19 protein-coding genes and 1 rRNA gene are annotated in these 19507 nt (G+C 54.0%); 7 read left to right on the top strand and 13 right to left on the bottom strand.

All coding sequences use genetic code 11. The features are described 5' to 3' along the window. Window positions 1-84 precede the first annotated feature (84 nt). The 6 genes from LQZ21_RS13320 to LQZ21_RS13295 form a co-directional block, all read right to left on the bottom strand. Complete coding sequence (locus LQZ21_RS13320; protein WP_411045011.1) at window positions 85-282, bottom strand: PIN domain-containing protein; 198 nt, start codon at window positions 280-282, stop codon at window positions 85-87. Beyond that, complete coding sequence (locus tag LQZ21_RS13315; protein ID WP_411045010.1) at window positions 279-512, bottom strand: hypothetical protein; 234 nt, start codon at window positions 510-512, stop codon at window positions 279-281. The genes LQZ21_RS13320 and LQZ21_RS13315 overlap by 4 nt, the downstream gene beginning before the upstream one ends. 264 nt (window positions 513-776) lie before the next feature. Then, entirely contained in the window at window positions 777-2090 is a 1314-nt protein-coding gene (locus LQZ21_RS13310) for a leucine-rich repeat domain-containing protein (protein WP_411045009.1), read from the bottom strand. A gap of 15 nt (window positions 2091-2105) precedes the next feature. After that, complete coding sequence (locus LQZ21_RS13305; protein ID WP_411045008.1) at window positions 2106-2879, bottom strand: leucine-rich repeat domain-containing protein; 774 nt, start codon at window positions 2877-2879, stop codon at window positions 2106-2108. Window positions 2880-3191: 312 nt separating this feature from the next. Further along, entirely contained in the window at window positions 3192-3914 is a 723-nt protein-coding gene (locus LQZ21_RS13300; protein ID WP_411045007.1) for a hypothetical protein, read from the bottom strand. Window positions 3915-4538: 624 nt separating this feature from the next. After that, window positions 4539-5516, bottom strand: a complete 978-nt coding sequence (locus LQZ21_RS13295; protein WP_411045006.1) for a cation diffusion facilitator family transporter — start codon at window positions 5514-5516, stop codon at window positions 4539-4541. Window positions 5517-5660: 144 nt separating this feature from the next. On the opposite strand from LQZ21_RS13295, the gene LQZ21_RS13290 reads away from it, so the two are divergent. From LQZ21_RS13290 to LQZ21_RS13280, 3 genes are all read left to right on the top strand, one after another. Then, window positions 5661-7547, top strand: coding sequence for a hypothetical protein (locus LQZ21_RS13290; RefSeq protein WP_411045005.1), 1887 nt, complete (start codon window positions 5661-5663; stop codon window positions 7545-7547). Window positions 7548-7698: 151 nt separating this feature from the next. Further along, the gene (locus tag LQZ21_RS13285; RefSeq protein ID WP_411045004.1) at window positions 7699-8127 is read left to right on the top strand and encodes a single-stranded DNA-binding protein; all 429 of its coding nucleotides are present in this window, start codon (window positions 7699-7701) and stop codon (window positions 8125-8127) included. Between the two features lie 88 nt (window positions 8128-8215). Next, window positions 8216-8857, top strand: coding sequence for a D-sedoheptulose-7-phosphate isomerase (locus LQZ21_RS13280; protein ID WP_411045003.1), 642 nt, complete (start codon window positions 8216-8218; stop codon window positions 8855-8857). Window positions 8858-8906: 49 nt separating this feature from the next. Here LQZ21_RS13280 and LQZ21_RS13275 read toward each other — a convergent pair whose 3' ends face one another. Genes LQZ21_RS13275 through argC form a run of 5 tightly spaced genes read right to left on the bottom strand, consistent with a single transcriptional unit; the run spans window position 8907 to window position 15515 of the window. Next, window positions 8907-11000 carry a peptidase U32 family protein gene (locus LQZ21_RS13275; RefSeq protein WP_411045002.1) on the bottom strand — a complete coding sequence of 698 codons (2094 nt, stop codon included), beginning with the start codon at window positions 10998-11000 and terminating at the stop codon, window positions 8907-8909. A gap of 9 nt (window positions 11001-11009) precedes the next feature. After that, on the bottom strand, window positions 11010-12170 hold the full coding sequence (locus LQZ21_RS13270; RefSeq protein ID WP_411045001.1) for an aspartate aminotransferase family protein: 1161 nt from the start codon (window positions 12168-12170) through the stop codon (window positions 11010-11012). Window positions 12171-12180: 10 nt separating this feature from the next. Then, the gene (gene argB / locus LQZ21_RS13265; protein ID WP_411045000.1) at window positions 12181-13053 is read right to left on the bottom strand and encodes an acetylglutamate kinase; all 873 of its coding nucleotides are present in this window, start codon (window positions 13051-13053) and stop codon (window positions 12181-12183) included. A 32-nt stretch (window positions 13054-13085) separates the two neighbouring features. Beyond that, complete coding sequence (gene argJ / locus LQZ21_RS13260) at window positions 13086-14390, bottom strand: bifunctional glutamate N-acetyltransferase/amino-acid acetyltransferase ArgJ (RefSeq protein ID WP_411044999.1); 1305 nt, start codon at window positions 14388-14390, stop codon at window positions 13086-13088. A gap of 18 nt (window positions 14391-14408) precedes the next feature. Next, complete coding sequence (gene argC / locus LQZ21_RS13255) at window positions 14409-15515, bottom strand: N-acetyl-gamma-glutamyl-phosphate reductase (RefSeq protein WP_411044998.1); 1107 nt, start codon at window positions 15513-15515, stop codon at window positions 14409-14411. Between the two features lie 513 nt (window positions 15516-16028). Here argC and LQZ21_RS13250 point away from each other — a divergent pair. The 4 genes from LQZ21_RS13250 (at window position 16029) to LQZ21_RS13235 (ending at window position 19114) form a co-directional block, all read left to right on the top strand. Beyond that, window positions 16029-16403, top strand: a complete 375-nt coding sequence (locus LQZ21_RS13250; RefSeq protein WP_411044997.1) for a hypothetical protein — start codon at window positions 16029-16031, stop codon at window positions 16401-16403. An 81-nt stretch (window positions 16404-16484) separates the two neighbouring features. Then, window positions 16485-16883 (top strand): tetratricopeptide repeat protein, encoded by a 399-nt coding sequence (locus tag LQZ21_RS13245; RefSeq protein WP_411044996.1) that lies wholly within the window; start codon window positions 16485-16487, stop codon window positions 16881-16883. Next, complete coding sequence (locus tag LQZ21_RS13240; RefSeq protein ID WP_411044995.1) at window positions 16876-17898, top strand: DMT family transporter; 1023 nt, start codon at window positions 16876-16878, stop codon at window positions 17896-17898. The genes LQZ21_RS13245 and LQZ21_RS13240 overlap by 8 nt, the downstream gene beginning before the upstream one ends. Beyond that, a complete protein-coding gene (locus LQZ21_RS13235; RefSeq protein WP_411044994.1) occupies window positions 17873-19114 on the top strand; it encodes a DNA/RNA nuclease SfsA in 1242 nt (413 codons plus the stop codon). The genes LQZ21_RS13240 and LQZ21_RS13235 overlap by 26 nt, the downstream gene beginning before the upstream one ends. Window positions 19115-19132: 18 nt before the next feature. Here the strand turns inward: LQZ21_RS13235 and LQZ21_RS13230 are convergent, their stop codons facing one another. Next, the gene (locus LQZ21_RS13230; RefSeq protein WP_411044993.1) at window positions 19133-19333 is read right to left on the bottom strand and encodes a heavy-metal-associated domain-containing protein; all 201 of its coding nucleotides are present in this window, start codon (window positions 19331-19333) and stop codon (window positions 19133-19135) included. Between the two features lie 90 nt (window positions 19334-19423). Further along, window positions 19424-19507, bottom strand: a 5S ribosomal RNA gene (rrf, locus tag LQZ21_RS13225); the annotation flags it as partial.

Here is a 19507-nt window from a genome sequence, read left to right as displayed (position 1 = left end):
AATCCATCACCTCCTCCCAAACCACCGGAAATATTATCAGTTCAGCAGGAGTTCGTATGGTAGAATCTGTTCCTGTTTTGGACACTAGTGACTTCTTATATATTTTATTCTTTCCAGATTTTCTTTTATCTTATTTGAATTAAATGCCCCGAACTGTAATTCTGCAATAGTTACAATTGATATTGCCATATCACCAACAGGTATTTTGTTCATTCTTTCAATGATTGTTTTATCTTGATTAAGAAAATAAATACAAATATTCGTATCCAGTAAATATTTCATAAGGTAATAGCAGCCTTTGAAATCCTGCTATTCCGTATATCAGCGATAATAGTTTCAATATCACGAGTATCTTCCCACGGTCCATATAATTTAAAAAAATCCATTAATTTTGATACTTTAGGTTCCTCATCCAAAAAAACCACAAGAACCCGTGAATTATTGATATTTATATCAGGCTCATCGAAAATAATTTGACCGTCCTTATATATTCCATAGGTGGCATTTTGCATAAAAACCTCCATGATATTTTTATTGTTTATTGTTTAATTTATAATGTCAATACCGTTTTTTATAATTTTTCATATATTTTGCCCAAATTTCGCACAACAGGCTCTTTACGCTTCGCCGCTCAAACGGCTCGGCCATCCGCCGGAACAACGCCCCCCGAAGGCCCTCCCGTGGGGGGCCCGGCGCATCCCCCTCATAACGCCTGGTACGGCAAAAAAAGCCCTCCCCGAAGGGAGGGCTCAACATGGCGTCGGGCGGCCCGGTCTCTATTGCTTGCGCCAAATCGGCCCGTTCTTGACGTATGTCCCGGGTGTACGGCCCTGGCTTTCGTAAAAGTTAACAAAGTTCTGCTCAAACCCGGCGCCGGTTTGGATTTCATATTTATCTTTTTTGATGGTAATGCTGGTCAGTTGATTATTTTTAAATGCACCAACCCTAATCACCCTAATCCCTCTGCCGAGAGTAACGCTGGTTAACCGATTGTCGAGAAATGCATTAAGCCCAATGGAGGTAACACTGTCGGGGATAGTAATGCTGGTCAGTTGATTGCTTTGAAATGCACCATTTCCAATGGTGGCAACCCTATTTCCCAGGGCAAGGCTGGTAAGTTTATTGCTGCTAAAAGCATCGTCTCCAATGGAGGTAACACTGTCGGGAATAACCACGCTGGTCAGTTGATTGCCGACAAATACATGATCTCCTATGGTAGTAACACTATTCCCTATGGTAACACTGGTAAGTTTATTTTCATAAAATGCAAGGTCCCCAATCCGGGTAACACTGTTTGGGATAGTAACACTGGTCAGTTCATTATCGGCAAATGCCTCAGAATATATCCAACCCCTAGAACTACCCATAGAACCGGATGCAATGGTGATAACGCCTTCAGGAATAATGACATTAGTTAAACCTTTGCCCTTGAACGCTCCTTCGCCAATGACCGTTACCGGGAGACCGTAGAGTTTTGCGGGAATGATGATATTGGTAAAAGAACCCTTGTACTTGCTTATGGTGAGCGTTTTGCCGTCGCTGTTCTGTATAACCTCAAAGTCCTCGTCCGGCGGGGTAACGGGCTGCGACACGGGCTGGGATGGCTCCGGCGCGGCGGTGGGCTGGGGTGCGGCGGCCTGCGCCACAGCCGTCTTGGGCCACTCCACCATCGCCGTGCCATTCTGGAATTGCACCAATTTTTCGAAAGTACCGATGCCCTTACTCGTCATTATAATAATCCTGAAGGTATCACTACCGGAGTAGCCGGCACTCGGTTTCGAGGAATATAGACGGTGTTTTCCTGTATAGATCGGTAGTTTGACTTCGCCATTCGTGACAGCCACCATCCTTCTGTTCGGGTTATTAGTGTTTTCACCCGGAGCATTGATTAAAAGTACCGCATCATTTTTTACAGAACTGATGAGGCTGAAATCGACATTCTCACCCTCCAACTCCTCCGGTAATCCGGTGATGGAAAGGCTTCCCGGCTCACTGCCGCCTGTAGCGGTGGTGGCGCATGAAGCGAAACCCAACGCGGCGCTTATTGCCAATGCCGCGGCCCATACTCTTGTGATGATTCGTTTCTTCATTTGTTTTCTCCTTTACTATTGTTTTTTCCATGTCTCGTCATTGCCGTTATCCCGCACGTAGGTGCCCGCGCCTGAGTACACATCCGCCAAATTGCCGATGTTCTCGAAGGCCCACTCGCCGATACTCGTTGCCGCCGGCAGGTTCACGCCGGTCAGGGCATCACACTCCTCGAAGGCCCACTCGCCGATACTCGTTGCCGCCGGCAGGTTCACGCCGGTCAGGGCATCACACTCCTCGAAGGCGCTCTCGCCGATGCTCGTTGCCGCAGGCAGGCTCACGCTGGTCAGGGCATCGCAGCCGGAGAAGGCGCCCCCGCCGATGTCCGTTGCGGCAGGCAGGCTTACGTCGATCAAGGGGCACCTGGCGAAGGCATAATCACCGACCGTTGTTGCCTTTGCGGCGCTGATCGTTTTCAGACTGGTAAATGCCGAACCCTCGCGATCACCGGCGGGAATCGCGGTGAGCGCGTCAGGCAGGGTCAGGGACACGATCAGCTTCTTTGCATCGCTGTCGTAGGTAAGAAAACTCGTGAGGGAACTTGCCGAAAGGTCAAGGCTCACGTACTTTCCCGCGTTTTCCAGGGCGGCGTAGACGGCCGCCGGGGTTTCCTTCCCGCGATAGGCCGCCGGGACCGGATCATCCCACGTTGCTCCGCCGCTTGCGGCGGCAAGGCGGGCCTCCAGTTTCTTCGCACTGGAAACCGCGCCCCCCTTACCGCACCCGGCCATACATATCGCCGCCGCGACCAAAACGGCGGACCCGAACAATATCCCACGGTTCTTTTTCATCTTTATCTCCCTTTGCGTTCCCGGCCTCACCGAAGCCGCGTCCGCCGGCAAATTAATTACTATGAAGAGCGGCACGGTCAGCCTGCACATCGCTCCCTGCCCCCCGCCCCCTATCCACTAATCACTTCTAACTCCTCCCTCCTCACTTTTACGGAATAATCGCCTGAACCACCGGCCCCCCGCCCAATAACCGCACGCGAACCGGTGAGCGTGTCCCGGCAGTAAAAACGGCGCGGCGTAGGCCCGGCAAATGCCGCTGTTACGGCAAAGTCCGAAGGGCCGTTGTAGGACCATTCCCTCATCGCGTAACCTTCATGGAATGATCGCCGACCCCACCGGACCCCATTGCCCCGCTTGCCCCTTCTGGTTCTCGTAGCGGCAGCAGACGTATGCCGTCATACCCGCATCCTCCGCGTCAAAGAGGAGCTTCTCCTTCCGCCGCCGGGTGAAGCGGTAGTGCTGCAGGCCCTTCCCGTCCGCGGGGGGCTTCATCAGGTAGTGCTTATCCGATGCCGCCTGTTCCAGGGTGGCCCCGCCGGGGGGCATGATCCCCAGGTAGACCGCATAGCCGTAGTCGCTCGCCGGGTCCAGTTCCCGGGTCCCCGCCAGGGGCCCCAGGTGCGCGGTCAGGGCGTGGGGGCCGCCGGGGTAGCTTAACGACGCCGCGGGCACCCCGTCCGGCGGCGGCGCCGGGGTCGGGTGGGTGTCCCTGGGCCGGAAACCCAGTCCCGCCCAGTCCCCCTCGGTGAGCGGGGGCAGCTTGAAGTACCGGTCCCGGAAGAACCGCATCTTGGCGCTCAGGGCCGCGAAGGCCCCCTGGCACTCCACGGTGATCACATGGGTCCGTCCCGCCTCGTCCGTGGCCTTCTGCAGCAGCGCCTCCGCGTTCCCGTAGAGGGTCCCCAGTTCCGTGAACTGGTCCGGGGGAATTCCCCAGGCCGTCCGCAGTTCCGCGGTCAGGTAAGAAATCCAGTTGTGGTACATCGCCAGGATCTCCGTGCGGGGTCCCGGCATCCAATCGCTTGACTTTGCCATAGTATGCTCCTTATATATGAACGGCCTCAAAGGCTGTTTTTTCCCCGTTCCCGCCATTCGCGGCAACGGCCGGGTTATTGGTGATAACGACTGAGTCATTTGTGATAACGGCTGATTTCTTTGTGGTAACGGCCGGCTTTTTGGTGGTAACGACTGAGTTATTCGTGGTAACGGCTGATTTTTTTGTGATAACGGCCGGCTTATTCGTTATAACGGCTGAGGTCTCTGCGCCCATGCCGGACACCCACCGCGTCACGGCATACACGATATATGGGGTACTGGTTATTGAAATTATGCTACATATTGGGGGGGGGTAAGCGGGCGTTCTTTTGCCGCAGCCCGCAGATCAACCATCCTGGAATACGCCATACCCGCCTCCTCGTCAAGATTTACCACGAGGATACCACGATGGAGCGCAGAATGCAAGGGAACGGGGAATATCCCCGGCAATGCTCAGTCTCTACAAAGGACAGAAAAAACCACAAACCTCACAAACTTTTCATTTGAAAGTCATGTTTTTATCATCTAAACCGCATCCGATACCAACTTTCATAATTCCTCACTTCTCACCACCTCCCTCCTCCCGATCTTCCTCTTTGTTCGTGGTGTTCGAGTGGTTCGTGGTTACTTTTCCACGTTTTGCGGCTCGTAATCCCCATTTACGGTGTCTTCACAAAGCCCAAACCCCTCATTTTCCTTATTTCCCGCGGGTTCCACATGGATCATAATATCATAGACCCCCTCCACCCGCTCCTTAATCGCCCGTTCCACCTGGGATGCGATCCGGTGGGCCTCATATACCGTCAGGTTCGGATCCACCTCGATATCCATATCAATGTCCCAAAAACCCGCTATCCGCCGCATCCTGGCCCGGTGGGGGCGGCCCGCGCCGGCTACCGAATGGACCGCGTCAAAAATTGCCCGGTAGGAGGCGGTTCCGGAGCCGCCGTCCATAAGTTCCGCATTGGCTTCGATAAAAATACCCACCGCCGATTTGATAACCCAGCACCCCACCAGAATCGCCGCCGCGGAATCAATGGCCCCATTCTTAAAAAACAGGGATAAGCCCAGCCCCCCCAGGACGCCCAGGGAGATGATCACGTCGGCGGCCATATTCTTGGCATTGGCCCTGAGCATGGCCGAAGCGGCTTTTTTGCTGAACAGGTATTGGCTCCAGGCCAGCACCAATTTTCCGGCTATGGAAACCACGGTGATATACAGGGCCTCCCGGGCGGGAACCTCCCGAATACTGCCGGAAAAGAAGCTCAAAATCGCATTGAGGATGAGCTGGGCGCCGGCAAAAAACAGGATAAAGGAAAGGACCGCGGTGGCCACGGTTTCGGCCCTGCCGTGCCCCCAGGGGTGACCCGCGTCGGCGGGCCGGGAAATGACCACCGATACCAGGAGGGACATCAGGGCGATAAGCACATCCACCGATGAATCCATGCCGTCCCCCAATACGGCCAGGCTTCCTGAGGATATCCCAAAACCAATTTTAAGGATCGCCAGGAACAGGTTTCCCGCCAGGGCTGAAATAGCCGCCGTTTTTATAATACCACCCCTGCCGGCAGGTCCCGGGGCGGATAAGGTCGATTCGGACAAACGAAGGTTACCTCCTTACCTTACTATACCATCAAATCGGTTTTAAAATTAACCGAATTTTGAAACCGGCTCAATATACCATAAGATATCAACGATTTCTACAAAATGATTGCTCAATTTTAAAATAACGTTTATTCTTTACTTATGGCAGATATTGATCTTTATACTTTATTAGAATCCTATGCGAAAAAATTTCATTCCCCCTATATTGATTTGGATAAATTTATCCACTATGTGGAAAAAAGCGCCCAACGTTTATCGGCGGCTCATCCGGAATGGCTCCCCTGGAGTACGAATACGGAGAAAAAAATCTGGGAAATCCTGCCGGTTTTGGTGAAAGAAGAAAAATGTAAACTGAATACCAATACCAAGGAAACGCAAATTTTTCTTTCCACCTTTTATATAAACGTCATTCGGCAGGCCTATACGGCCGGGGAAACCGCGGAAATGCCCTTTCCCGATGAAAAAACCCTCAAATTGAATATCGCCCCGGATCAGCTGCGGGTCCTGTATATAGAGCATGACCTGGGCCCATATATGGAGAATCCCCAGGAAACGATTTTACCCATTATTAAATTTACCTTTCCCCGGGACCTGCCCGATATGATCATTCTATCGGATCTGATTCCCCGGCGCTTGTCCGAAATGACCATGCTCAAAGTTCAGAAATATCTGTGGGTCCAGGGTAACAAGGAGCATATCCAAAGCAAAATGATCTCCCGGTTCCAGGGGAGGGAAGATTATTTAAAGGATATGATCAACTATATGATGACCCAGCCCATGAATTGTTTGTACAGCATAGAATCCGGGGGAGAGCTTTCCTTCCTCTTCTTTTCTTTTTTCTGTAACCTCGTCAAAGGTGAAGTACTCCAGAAAAACGAGTTAACCGTCCGGGATATCGCGATCCTGCAAGCGGTCTATATTCTGGAAATTCTGAATAATTATCACACCAATAAGGTGGTCCGGGCCAAAGCACGGGAAACCGCTTTAAAAAACCTGGGCCTCTGTTTTGACAAACCCCCCTATTTGTATAATCTGTCCGCCATTATGAAATTCAGCGACAGCAAGGGGATCCCTCTTTTAGGGCAGTATTCCCAGGAAGATCTGGAAACCTTTCTTAAAACAAAAGTCACCGAACATGCGGAAAACGAACTGCCGGAATTGCTTATCGTCCATGATCCGGCCGGGGAACAGTTTTTTGTAAAAAAAACCGTTATCCTGCTCCTCTGTTCCCGGTTTCTTACCGATGCCCGTCCCGGGGTAAAAAAAATGGTTTCGGAACGCTGGTTCAAACTGCTCAAGGCCTATGATCGGGAGCCCGCAATGGATAATGATGAAGATTTTGAGCGATTATTACACCAGATGACAAGAAAAGTAAACCCCATGCTGCTCATACTTTTACGGGACAATAAGTTGGCCCTGACCTATCACGAACTGGAAAAAAGTACCAAACTCTCGGAAACCTCCAAGCTTTTTGAAGACGGAAAGGTACTCCCCCTTTCGGTACTGCTGTTGCTTGACCGAAGGGCGATCCTCTCCGACTCCCGAATGCTGCTGCCCTTCTGGTATTCTATCCCCATCTTGGTCCATATTATAACTTTCTTTAAAAACCTGGGTAAACGAAAAAACGCCCAAAATGCTCAAGATGATGAAGAAACCCTGGAACCGGAATCTTACCTGGATACTAATACTAATTTATCATCCGTCCTTAAGGATATGGCGGCGGAACTTATCCCCCAGGGAAAAACCCTGGCCGAAACCTTGGGGGATCATGAAGCCCGCTGGAATACCCGGCTTAATCCCCAGGCACGAAAAAATCTGGTGGAGGATGTTAATTCCTATATCTCTGACCGGATGCGGCAGCTCATGCGGCTTCCCAAAAAACCAAAGATCACCCGGGATTTTCTTGAAGAGACCGCCGAGTCCTTTGTCTCGGAATCCTCGACCTTGCAGCAATTGGGCGACTACGATGCGCTCATCGCCTACATTAAGCTTTATATCATAAATTTGCTGCAAAACAGAAGAATTTAAGTTCCCTATTGAAGCGTCATGCATGCCGGATCCATATAAGAGGTATCATGGATATGCTCCGGCTGCTTACGGATCCGTCGGATGTAAGCCCCCAGGGAATCCATGACCGGCGCGCCGTAAACCGCCGGATCTACATTAGCGGGAGGCGTTTATGAATAACCTCAACTCCATCTTGATCGAAGGTAACCTGGTTCGGGACCCCCTTCTCCGTTCCACGGCCAAAGGGACCCCCCTTTGTACCTTCAGCCTTGCTTCAAATCGTTTCTTTAGACAAGATTCGGTATTGGAAAAAGAAGTGGGCTTTTTTGACGTGGAAACCTGGTCGAAACTGGCGGAAAGCTGCTATAACCTGGGTCACAAAGGCAGGGGGGTACGGGTTGTGGGCAGGTTAAAACAGGATCGCTGGGTCGGAACCGATGGAAAACCGAGATCCAAGGTTACCATCGTGGCGGAACATGTGGAATTCCGTCCTGATTTTAAGAAAGAGGAGGAACCCGTATCCGGAAACATCGTGGCGGATGAAGCTTTTTCAGAAATACCGGTCGAGGAGGAAGAAATATTAGAACCGGTAAGTTTCTAATAGACAGTAACGACTAAAAGTTGCACTATTTCCAAAGCCGGTTTCAAAAAACTCAAGTTTTGAAACCGGCTCCACCGATAAGAGGTTTATGATGAAGAATTATCATCCCATTTTTAACGAACTCTTTGAACGGTATCCCGAGCTGGCCCCCTGCGCCGGGGACCTAGTGCTTGCCGGCGAGCTCCTGGAAAAGGGGATCCGGGAAGGAAAAAAAATTCTCCTCTGCGGTAACGGAGGCAGCGCGGCGGACGCGGATCATATTTCCGGCGAATTGGTAAAATCCTTTTGCCGGCCGCGGCCCCTGGCGGCGGCGCTGGGGGAGAAGCTCCGGGCCCTGGACCGTGAAAAGGGTGAAACCTTGGCCCGTTCATTACAGGGGGGCATTCCGGCGATTAATTTAACCGGCCATATTGCCCTGTCCACCGCTTTCGGAAACGACGTGGATCCCTACCAGGTATTCGCCCAGCAGACCCTGGTGTACGGCGCCGAAGGGGATATCCTTTGGGGAATTTCCACTTCGGGTAACGCAAAAAATATTTATTATGCCGCCCTGGTTGCCCAGGCTAAGGGCATGCGGGTGCTGGGCATGACCGGAAAAGACGGAGGCGTCTTAAAACAACGCTGCGATGTCTGTATCAAGGTGCCCAGAACAAAAACCTATGAGGTACAGGAATTACACCTTCCCGTATACCATGCCCTCTGCCTTTACCTGGAGGCATGTTTTTGGTAAGCCCCGCAAGAGAACCTGGGGCAGTTTCCCCCGCAGGCGCAGCAAACCCCTACTCCTGGGGCGTGTAAAATCCGTCTTTCCAGTTAAAACGGCAGGTATTGGGCAGGGGAAGGGCGTTTCGGACCGCGGTCATAATGTCCTTGTAATCCTTTTTCTTTAAGGGGGGGCCTGAAAAATCCAGGATAAAGCGGTTAAACCCCGCTGTTTTAAGAAAGGGTACTTTATCGCCGATATAAAAGGGTTGCTCCGGAATAACCAGGGAACCGTCGCCGGTATTGATAAGCCGGAAGGATTCCTCCCGGTTATCCTGAAATTTACTAAAATGATACACCCCCCCCAGATTGGCCCGGATTCGGAACAGGGCCGGATAGGCAAACAGGGTGATAAAGACCCCTGATCTGCGGCCGGCTTCAACGGTACGTTCCAGGTTTTGACGGTTATTTTCCAGGGGAGAAACCATAAAGTCCGTACCCAGGGAGGCAACAAAAGCAAGGGCCCAGCGGTTAAAGGTATACAGGTAAGGACCGGCAATAAGGGAAGCGGCTTTGCCCCGGAAATAAGAAAAATGTCCCGGATTATTGACCACAAATTGGCAATACCCCTGCTCCATAAGCAGCGGAATCTCTTCTTCCAGGACTTTTTCCCGAGCCTGGGGAAAATAAGGATCCAGCGCCAGGATGATTTCCCCGGGACTAAAGGGCAGGGAAGGCTTTTTACCCAAAAGATGATCCGCGGTACGGCGGTTGTAGGCCAGGAGTACCCGTACCGGCCGGACCGCCTGGAGTATATACAGGGCCTCGATTTCCGAGACCGCCCCGTAAAACCCCTCGGGGAAGGCCCTGGTTTCACTCTTTTTCAGCCCCGGCAGGGTTATCTCCGGGGCTTTTTCCCGGCCCGGTAAACGGCGGAACCCCTCTGAATTTTTAGACAGCACCGGGGGATACCGTTTGGACATACCCTTGGTTTGGATAAGATAAACCGAATCTCCGGTATCAAACCCCTCGGGAATGGAAACCCAGCGGTTTTTTCCCTCATCCTCAACAAAATGTATCCGGTGGGACCGGCGTTCCGAATCGTCCGCCCGGTGCAGCCGGATAGAATCCCCGACCACTGGCGACAGGACCCCGGCGGGGAGCAGGCCCCGGCGGTCCTCACCGCTGCCCCGGGTCTTGAGGATGGTCCCCAGGGCTATCCCGGTGCCTCCGTCCTGATCCGCCTTGAGCCACGGAAGCCCTTGATCCCTTTCCGCGGCAGCCGCTCCGCCCGTTCCGGTATAGGCCCCGTCAAAATAAAAGGTCGTTTTGGTCCGGGCAAAATCATTCCGAAGGATGGCAAGCCCTTCGGCGATTACCTTTTCCGGATTACCCCCCAGGCCGTCCAGTACCCGCCGGTAGGCGGCCACCACGGTTCCCACATATTCGGCACTTTTCATCCTCCCCTCTATCTTGAAGGAATTCACCCCGGCTTCTATTAAATCAGGAACCCGCTCCAAAAGCTGCAGGTCCGAAGGGCTAAAATAATAACCCTGTCCCTGTCCCTCCCCATCCCGGTAAATCCGGCGGCAGGCCTGGGTACACATACCCCGGTTGGCGGACTTTCCCCCCAGGAAACTCGAAAAAAGACACAACCCCGAAGCGCTTACACAGAGGGCGCCGTGGACAAAAATCTCCAGTTCCAGGTTGGTTTTTTCCCGGATATCCCGAATCTCCCCCAGGCTGAGTTCCCGGGCCAGAACCACCCGGGAAACCCCGTATTTGGAAAGGATATTCCCCCCCCGGGCGGAGGCAATATTCATTTGGGTAGAGGCGTGAAGTTTAAGGGAAGGAAAATTATCCCTGACCATTCGGAGGATCCCAAAATCCTGTACGATTATGCCGTCAGGGCCCAGACCGGCCAGATAGTTCAGGAGCTGATACATCCGGTCGGCTTCCCGCTGCTCAAAAACGGTATTTACCGTTACATAAACCTTCCGCCCCATCCGGTGCAGGGTCCGGAGGGCCCCCTCAAACTGGGAATAGGCAAAGTTGGCGCTTCGCATCCGGGCATTAAAACTCTTGAGCCCCAGGTAAACCCCGTCGGCCCCCTCCCCCACGGCAGCCGCCAATGCCTCAGGAGATCCCGCCGGGGCCAACAATTCAACCATTTCCATTACCTAAAGCACCTGCTGCAGTATATTCAACGCCTGTCCAATCTCGTTGTCGCTGATAATATAGGGGGGAAGGAAACGCAGGGTATGGGTCCCCGCGGAAAGGATCAGGAGCCCCTGGGCCAGGGAAGCCTCCAGTACCGGCCAGGCTTCCACGGTGATATCCACCCCGATCATCAGGCCCCGGCCCCGGATCTCCCGGATCTTCGGATGATTCCAGGACCGGAGGATCTCCTGGATCTTGTCCCCCTTCCTCCGGATCTCCTGTAAAAATTGCGGTTTTTGTACCGTATCAAGCACCACCAGGCCCGCGGCGGCGGCCAGGGGGTTTCCCCCAAAGGTGGAACCATGATCCCCAACCTCAAAGACATCCGCCGTTTTTTTGCCCCCCAGGACCGTCCCCACGGGGACTCCCCCGGAAAGCCCCTTGGCCAGGGTCACTACATCGGGTTTCACGCCGTAGGCCTCACCGGCCAGGAAGGTTCCGGTCCGCCCCACCCCACACTGGATCTCGTCAAACATGAGGAGTATGTCCCGGTCCGCACAAAACCGGGCCGCGGCCTTAATATAGGCTTCTTCCTGGGGGATGATACCGCTTTCACCCTGGACCGGCTCCATGAGGAGTCCCGCCACCGAGGAAGGGTCCAGGGCCCGATCCAAAGCGTCTATATCCCCGGGGGGCACAAAAAGGAAGCCTTCGGTAAAGGGACCAAAATTTTGGTGGAACTTTTCCTGCCCGGTAGCGGCCAGGGTGGTAATGGTCCTGCCGTGGAAACTCCCCTTCAGGGTAACGATCCGGTGCCGTCCGCCGCCGTATTTTTTAAAGGAGTATTTCCGGGCTATTTTGCAGGCCCCTTCATTGGCCTCCGCCCCGGAATTGGCCAAAAAGACCTTTTGCATCCCCGCCGGGGCACAGGCGGCCACCAGTTTTTCCGCAAAGGCCAGGGATACATCGCTCTGGTAATAATTACTCACGTGGTTGATTCTCGCCGCCTGCGCCGAAATAGCCTTTACCAAGGCCGGGTACCCATGGCCCAAACAGTTCACCGCGATACCGGCGGTAAAATCCAGGTAATGGTTTCCGTTGACATCCGAAAGCCAGGCCCCTTCCCCTTTGACAAAGGTTACCGGCAACCGGTGATAGGTGTTCATAAATAGGTCCGTCATGGTTTGCTCCTCAGGTAATCATAGTTCCAATCCCCTCATCGGTAAATAACTCAATGAGCAGGGCATGGAGAAGGCGTCCGTCGATGATATGGGCCTTTTTGACCCCCCCTTCCAGGGCGAGTCCGCAGCATGCGGCCTTGGGGATCATCCCCTTATTTATCACCCCCCCCCGGGTAAGGTCATCCAATTCCGCCTTGGTAAGCGCCTTAATTAACGAATCCGGGTCCTCCACGTTTCGGAGTATCCCCTGTACATCGGTCATCAGGATGAGTTTTTCCGCTTTCAGAGCCGCGGCGATCTTGGCGGCGGCGGTATCGGCGTTCACATTGAGGGCATGCCCCGCGTCTTCCCCGATCCCCAGGGCTACCGAGGAGATCACCGGAATGGTTCCCGAATCCAGGATGACCGTTAACACGGAAGTTTCCACGGTCTCGATTTCCCCCACCAGGCCCAGATCCTCCTCCGTGATCCGCCTGGCCTGGAGCAGGGCTCCGTCAATGCCGCAAAGGCCCAGGGCCCTGCCTCCGGCCCCCTGGATCAGGGAACATATATCCTTATTCACCTTACCGCAGAGCACCATCTGAACAATTTCCATGGTTTCCTCATCGGTATACCGCAGCCCCCGGACAAAACGGCTTTCCTTGCCCATGGCGGAAAGCATAACCCCGATCTCCGGGCCGCCGCCATGAACCAGCACCACCCGGATACCGACACAGGTCATGAGGATCACGTCCTGGATCACCGCCGCCTTGAGGGAATCGTTGATCATGGCGTTTCCCCCGTACTTAACCACCATGGTTTTACCCTGGTATTGTTGTATATAGGGGAGGGCGTGGATCAACACCTCCGCCCGGTCGTTATTCGAAATCGTCATATCCTTCATTTTATTTCCTTAATTCTTTTATTCCGCAATTCCTAGGAGCGATAGTCGCCGTTTATCCTGACATAGTCATAGGTAAGGTCGCAGCCCCAGGCGACGGCCTCCCCCGGACCAAGGTTAAGGGGATCGGGCATACGAATTTCCCCACCCGCCGCCGGGTTTCCCCCCCCCAGATCTACCAGGATCCATATTTCATCTTCCAAAAGAATTTCTTTAGCCTCATCTTCGGAAAAGGGAACTGCGGCCCCGCCCCGGCATACCAAAAGAGTACCCCGGCGGCTCGCGAAACGGACATCCACCGCGGCCGGGTCAAAGGAGACCCCGGCGTAACCAAGGGCGCAAAGGACCCGGCCCCAGTTGGCATCGGCGCCGAAACAGGCGGCCTTAACCAGATTTGAGGCGGCCACGGATTTTGCCAGAACCTCCGCGCTTTCCTCGTCCGCCGCTCCCCGAACCGCCACATTCAACAGCTTACCGGCCCCCTCCCCATCCCGGGCCATGGCCCGGGTAAGGTACAGGCAAAGAAATTCCAGGGCCTTTTGAAAGGCCTCGAATGCATCCCCCCCGGTATTGATCGGCGGATTCCCCGCCTCACCGTTAGCCATAATCAGGACCATATCATTGGTGGAGGTATCCCCGTCCACGGTAAGCCGGTTAAACGTACGGCTGACCCCATACCGGAGGGCCCGGTCAAGGAGGGGCGCGGATATGGCGGTATCGGTGGTGATAAAACAGAGCATGGTGGCCATATTGGGATGGATCATCCCCGAACCCTTGACCATACCCCCCAGCCGGACCGGAACACCCCGGATCTCTATTTCCAGGGAAATATCTTTTTTCCGGGTGTCGGTGGTCATGATCCCCTCCAAGGCGGCGTCGTGGCCCGCCGTATCCCCCTGCAGGGACCGGACCAAACGGTCCATACCGGCTTCAATAACCGCGATGGGCAGGGGAAGGCCGATAACCCCGGTAGAAGCCACCGCCACCTCCTCCCCGGCGATGAGGAGCTTCTCCGCGGCCAAAGCCGCCATACGCCGGGCGGCGGCCAGCCCCGCCTCGCCGGTACAGGCGTTGGCGTTACCCGAATTGGCGATCACCGCCCGGCAGCCCCCCCGGGCCAGATGTTCCCGGCTGACCAGGACGCTGGCGGCCTGGACCCGGTTGGTGGTAAACATCGCCGCCGAGGCACAGGGCTTTTCCGAATAGATCAGGGCCAAATCCCGTTTTTGGGATGAAGCCTTTATTCCTGCCCGGATCCCCCCGGCCCGGAACCCCCTGGGGGCGCATACGCCCCCCGCTATCTCTTTCACCGTCCGTTCCCCTTCTTGTTCATCAACCATACCGCAGCCGCCTTCCCGTTAAAATAACGAAGGAATCGCGGTAAGTCCCGCGGTTTCATCAAACCCGAAAATAATATTCATATTCTGAATGGCCTGTCCGGCGGCACCCTTAACCATATTGTCAATGGCGCTGAGGATGATCAGGGTAGTACCCCCCTGGTCCAGGTGTACCGAAATATCGCAGAAATTGGACTGCCGCACCCGGTTGGAAGCGGCGGCAATCCCCGGGGGAAGCAGCCGGATAAAGGGTTCGTCCCGGTAAAACGCCGCGTAAAGTTCCCGGATTTTCCCGGTTTTCTCCTCAATCTCCCCGCCGGGGGGACGGGGCGCCCCGAAAACGGTCCGGGACCGCCAGGATTCCGCCAGGGGGATATAGATGGTACTGAGGATACCCCGGTTCATGGGCGCCAGGTGGGGGGTAAAGATCACCCCCGGGGCGTTTCCCCCGGCCATGGCGGCAAAATTCCGGCTTATCTCCGGGGTATGCCGATGGGCGCCCACCTTGTAGGGGATCACCGCATCGGCGCATTCGGGGTAATGGAAGGCCCGGCTCGGCTCCCGCCCCCCCCCGCTTATCCCGGAAGCGGCATCCACGATCACCACCCCCGGCCCGGCAATACCCCGGGCAAGGGCGGGAAACGCCCCCAGGGACGCCGCGGTAGGATAACAGCCGGGGTTTCCGATGATCACCCGTCCCCCGGCGGCCAACTCCTTTATTTTCCGCCGGTTGAATTCCGGCAGGCCATATACGGCATAGGACCGCAGTTCGGGGTGTTTATAGGGCTTACCGTACCAGGCGGCATAGGTTTCCTCATCATCCCCGAAACGAAAATCCGCGGATATATCGATAAAGGGGACCCCCTTTTCCATACAAAGTTTCCCGTAATCCTCCCCCGCCCCGGCGGGCAGGGCCGAAAAAACCACCCCGGAATTTTTAACCACTTCTTCCGCTTTATCCAGGGTAACTGAAACCCGCTTTAAAAAATTGGGGTATACCGCTTCAATCCGGTCCCCCTCAAAACTCACCGAGGAAAGGGAAAGCCCCGTAATCCCGGCATGTCCTGATAAAAGCCGGACTAATTCCGCCCCCGCATATCCGGTAGCGCCAATAACTCCCGCAATCATACCATAACCCTCACCTTTGCTTTTAAGCCCGTTTCAAAACCCACATTTTTTGAAACCGCCTCTTGGTACTGAAAAAATAGACCTTTAAAGGGGAGCACTTCCCCGGCAGCGTCAAGACAAGGCCGATAAATTCCGGCCCCCTCTTACTTAAGACGGGAAGCGGCGGTACGGAGACGGGATACATAATAAGCGGCAAGAAAAAAAGCCGGCCGGCGGGAAAGGGAAACACCATCCTGCAAAATCTGCTGTCCATTCATGATTATAAAATTACATAAATAGTTATCCCTGTCAACAGCCTGTTTCTATATATTTGTAATTTTTATGCAAATTTTACCCTGAATTTACCGGTATATCTTGACTAATTATTAATATTTTGGAATATTTATACATTCGAGTTTGTTTAAAAACAGGGAGTCGTTTCAAAATCCGGCGACCCGGCAGGATCAGGATTTTGAAAGACAAATCGTGCTTGTCAAGCAGCCTGAGATTTCAAATGTTAAAAAGGCAGGTAACATGATGACTCAAACAGTTGAGTTGGAAGTTCAAGAAACAAGGGCTTTACCGCCGGTAATCAGCCAAGACCCCGCCGAGGAATTCCAAAGCGGAAAGATATATTGCGCCAACTGTATTCATTGTAAACTGATCCCTGCCAAATCGGATCGGGAAGAACGGTATGTACTGCGGATCCGCTGCGCGGCGGGAAAATGGAAAAAAAAGCTCGGCCAGGAAAAGATGTACAAATATTGTACCATCACCCGCCGTTACCTGGATAGCTGTGACGCCTATGAGGAAATGGGCGACACCCGGGAATTTATCCGGGAACTCCGAAAGAACCTCCCCAACCGGGATGAATTCTACACCCTTGAAGATAGGGATGAGGACGACTAATACCCCGGGGCGTTTTATATGGTGAGGGCAAGACCCGAAAAACCCCTTGTTATTAATACTTTATTAGCATATAACAAGGGTATGTATCGAATAAAATATATGGTCCTTGTTTTAATCGGTTTTTGGTTTGTCTCCTGTGCTTCCGGTCCCCTGGATATTTCCGAAGACTTAAGTCCCGCGGAATTGATTCAACGGGGACAGGAGGCGTTGGATAGAAACAAATATGATTACGCCTTACAGTATTATGAGGTCCTTTTAGAAAGGTACCCGACAAATATGGAACTGGTATGCACGGCGGAATATGAGATTGCCTTTATCCATTATAAGCAAAAAAAATACGGTCAGGCCAGGAACGAATTTAACAAGCTCTTGGCCCGGTACGATACCCCCGATGCGGAATTATTGCCCCTGCAGTTCAAAATATTATCCGAAATTGTCCTTGAGAAGATACCTAATCTAGCAGTGCCGAGCTATGAATAAACAAGCCCTCAAGGCGGATCTGCTTTTATTACTCACCTCCTGTATCTGGGGTTTTGGTTTTGTGGCCCAGCGCTCGGGCATGGAATATGTGGGGCCCTTTGCCTTTAACGGGATACGGTTTATCTTGGGAAGCCTTTCCCTCCTCCCCCTCATCCGGTTCAGGCGGTGGAAAGGACTGGACTCGAAACGAATCGCGGGAGCCTCCGGCTCCCTTGTTTTTAACTCCTTTCTGGCGGGGGGCTGCCTTTTTTTCGCGGTGACCCTCCAGCAATGGGGGATCCTGTTTACCACCGCGGGAAACGCGGGGTTTATCACCGGCCTGTATGTGGTTTTAGTCCCCATACTGGGTATTGTTTGGGGCAAAAAAACCGGGATTCCCACCTGGATAGGCGCGGGATGTACCCTGAGCGGGCTCTACTTCCTCAGCGCCGCCGGGCATTTGGAATCGATTAACCCCGGGGATATCGTCACCGCCATAAGCGCCGTCTTCTGGGCCCTCCATGTATTGCTCATCGATCGGCTGGTAAAAATCACGGATCCGCTCCTGCTTTCTTCGGGACAATTCGCCTGGTGCGGTTCTTTTTCGCTTATCGCCGCCGTGACGGTGGAACCCTTTTTTGGAGGCTGGGTACAAGCGCTAAATCCGGCCCTGTATGCTTCGGGGCTTTTTTCCTGGCACAGCCTTCCCGCGCTCGTAAGCGGCATCGGATCCGGCTCGATCTCCGGGGCCCTGCTGCGGAGCAGCCTTATCCCCATACTCTACGGGGGCTTAGGGTCGGTGGGTGTTGCCTATACCCTTCAAGTGGTAGCCCAACAAAACGCCCCTCCGGCTCACGCCACCATCATCCTCTGTCTGGAGGGATGTTTTGCCGCCCTGGGAGGGGTTTTGCTCCTGAGGGAACCCCTGGGAACCTGGACCTTTCTGGGCTTTTGCCTCATCCTCTCCGGTACCCTCATCACCCAGTGGGAGGTCGTCGCCGGAGGCTTCGGTGGAAAGAAGGCGGAAAACGGGTAACCCATCATCCCCGGAAAATGGTACGGTACGGCTTTTTACCAACCACCGGGAGGCCCTTTTTGTCAGACGTCCCAACCGTTTCCTTATCATCGCCCGGGACGGGGACGAGGAAATTCCCTGCCATTGCCCTAATCCGGGGCGGCTGGTGGAATTTGTGTTTCCCGGCGCAAAACTCATCCTGGAACAACGGGAGGCCCTTTCCCCGGAACCGGGGGCGCCCCTCCGCCGCCCCCCCGCCAAGGCTAAGACCGGCTGGACCGCGGCGGGGATCTATTACCGGGACGGGGTGGCCCCCCTCTTTTCCTCCCGGGCAAATAAGGCGGCGGAAGTCCTCATCCTAAAAAAGATAATTCCCGGCCTCCGGGAAATCCACCGGGAATTTACCCTGGGGGCATCCCGGTTTGACTTTCTCTGCATCGACCGGAAGGGAAATCGGCATCTGGTGGAAGTAAAGGCCTGTTCCCTCATCGAATACGGGGTTGCCATGTTCCCCGATGCCCCCAGCGGCCGGGCCTTGAAACACCTGGAAGAGCTGGCGGCCCTACGGGCGGAGGGGTATAGCTGCCATGTGCTTTTTGTCATAGTCCACGGAAATCCCCGGGTTTTTATCCCCAACCTCCATACGGACCCCGCCTTTGCCGCGGCCTTGAGCCGTCACGGCAGTATCCGGGGCCGTCCGGGGGTGGATATCCACGCGGCCCTGCTTTGCTGTAACCGGGAGGGCACGGCACTATTGACATCGGCCGCTATTCCGGTGGATCTTTCCCATGGGAAACTGGCGGAAAGCAACCGGGGCAATTACCTCATCCTGCTCAAAATCCCTAAGCCCACGGAAATTGTTGCCGGGTCCCTGGGTTCCCGGCTTTACGCCCCGGGATGGTATGTCTACGCCGGTTCCGCTCAAAAAAATCTCTCCACCCGTATAAACCGGCACCTGCGGAAAATCAGAAAACAAAAACACTGGCACCTTGATTACCTTACCCCCCATGCGGAAACCATCAAGGCCCTGCCCATCTTCTCCTACCGTAATCTGGAATGTTCTTTAGCAAAGGCCCTGGCCGATCTGGGGGGAGGGGCCGTCCCGGGTTTTGGTTGTTCCGATTGCCGCTGTAAAAGCCATCTCTACTATTTTGCGGATCCCCCCATGGGGAACCGGGCCTTTGTGGACCTGCTGCTCCGATTCCGCCACGAAGAAGGCTTACAGAGGAAAGGCTGATATTACCGCAAAGGAACCTTATACCACCTCGTAGCCGGCCTCAACCACCGCGGATTTCATCGCCTCCAGGGTTACCGTATCCTCATGATCAACCACCGCATTTTTTTCCGTAAGGCTTACCGCGGCGGTTTTTACCCCGGGTATTTCTTTTAAGGTGTCGGTTACCTGCCGGACACAGTGATCACAGGACATCCCTTCAATTTTGAGCGTTGTTTTCATATAACCTCCTTCCAAAGCACCAGCCTTGGATCTGCTTCTATCTTTCTATAAGCCCCGCTTTTTTTCAAGCCCATGGACAAATAAAAAAAAGCCTGGCAATGACCTACTTTCCCACCCTTTCGAAGGGCAGTATCATCGGCGTAAGAGGGCTTGACTTCCGTGTTCGGAATGGGA

The organism is Treponema sp. TIM-1 (assembly GCF_046533115.1).
Classification (GTDB): domain Bacteria; phylum Spirochaetota; class Spirochaetia; order Treponematales; family Breznakiellaceae; genus JAIRMO01.
Note: the sequence above shows the minus strand (reverse complement) of the source record. Positions and strands in the feature narration are given on the sequence as shown.

Excerpts from the sequence above, each read along its gene's own strand:
- LQZ21_RS13320 (WP_411045011.1), bottom strand. The coding sequence starts at position 282 with ATGAAATATTTACTGGATACGAATATTTGTATTTATTTTCTTAATCAA.
- LQZ21_RS13315 (WP_411045010.1), bottom strand. The coding sequence starts at position 512 with ATGCAAAATGCCACCTATGGAATATATAAGGACGGTCAAATTATTTTC.
- LQZ21_RS13310 (WP_411045009.1), bottom strand. The coding sequence starts at position 2,090 with ATGAAGAAACGAATCATCACAAGAGTATGGGCCGCGGCATTGGCAATA.
- LQZ21_RS13305 (WP_411045008.1), bottom strand. The coding sequence starts at position 2,879 with ATGAAAAAGAACCGTGGGATATTGTTCGGGTCCGCCGTTTTGGTCGCG.
- LQZ21_RS13300 (WP_411045007.1), bottom strand. The coding sequence starts at position 3,914 with ATGGCAAAGTCAAGCGATTGGATGCCGGGACCCCGCACGGAGATCCTG.
- LQZ21_RS13290 (WP_411045005.1), top strand. The coding sequence starts at position 5,661 with ATGGCAGATATTGATCTTTATACTTTATTAGAATCCTATGCGAAAAAA.
- LQZ21_RS13285 (WP_411045004.1), top strand. The coding sequence starts at position 7,699 with ATGAATAACCTCAACTCCATCTTGATCGAAGGTAACCTGGTTCGGGAC.
- LQZ21_RS13280 (WP_411045003.1), top strand. The coding sequence starts at position 8,216 with ATGATGAAGAATTATCATCCCATTTTTAACGAACTCTTTGAACGGTAT.
- LQZ21_RS13275 (WP_411045002.1), bottom strand. The coding sequence starts at position 11,000 with ATGGTTGAATTGTTGGCCCCGGCGGGATCTCCTGAGGCATTGGCGGCT.
- LQZ21_RS13270 (WP_411045001.1), bottom strand. The coding sequence starts at position 12,170 with ATGACGGACCTATTTATGAACACCTATCACCGGTTGCCGGTAACCTTT.
- argB (WP_411045000.1), bottom strand. The coding sequence starts at position 13,053 with ATGAAGGATATGACGATTTCGAATAACGACCGGGCGGAGGTGTTGATC.
- argJ (WP_411044999.1), bottom strand. The coding sequence starts at position 14,390 with ATGGTTGATGAACAAGAAGGGGAACGGACGGTGAAAGAGATAGCGGGG.
- argC (WP_411044998.1), bottom strand. The coding sequence starts at position 15,515 with ATGATTGCGGGAGTTATTGGCGCTACCGGATATGCGGGGGCGGAATTA.
- LQZ21_RS13250 (WP_411044997.1), top strand. The coding sequence starts at position 16,029 with ATGATGACTCAAACAGTTGAGTTGGAAGTTCAAGAAACAAGGGCTTTA.
- LQZ21_RS13245 (WP_411044996.1), top strand. The coding sequence starts at position 16,485 with ATGTATCGAATAAAATATATGGTCCTTGTTTTAATCGGTTTTTGGTTT.
- LQZ21_RS13240 (WP_411044995.1), top strand. The coding sequence starts at position 16,876 with ATGAATAAACAAGCCCTCAAGGCGGATCTGCTTTTATTACTCACCTCC.
- LQZ21_RS13230 (WP_411044993.1), bottom strand. The coding sequence starts at position 19,333 with ATGAAAACAACGCTCAAAATTGAAGGGATGTCCTGTGATCACTGTGTC.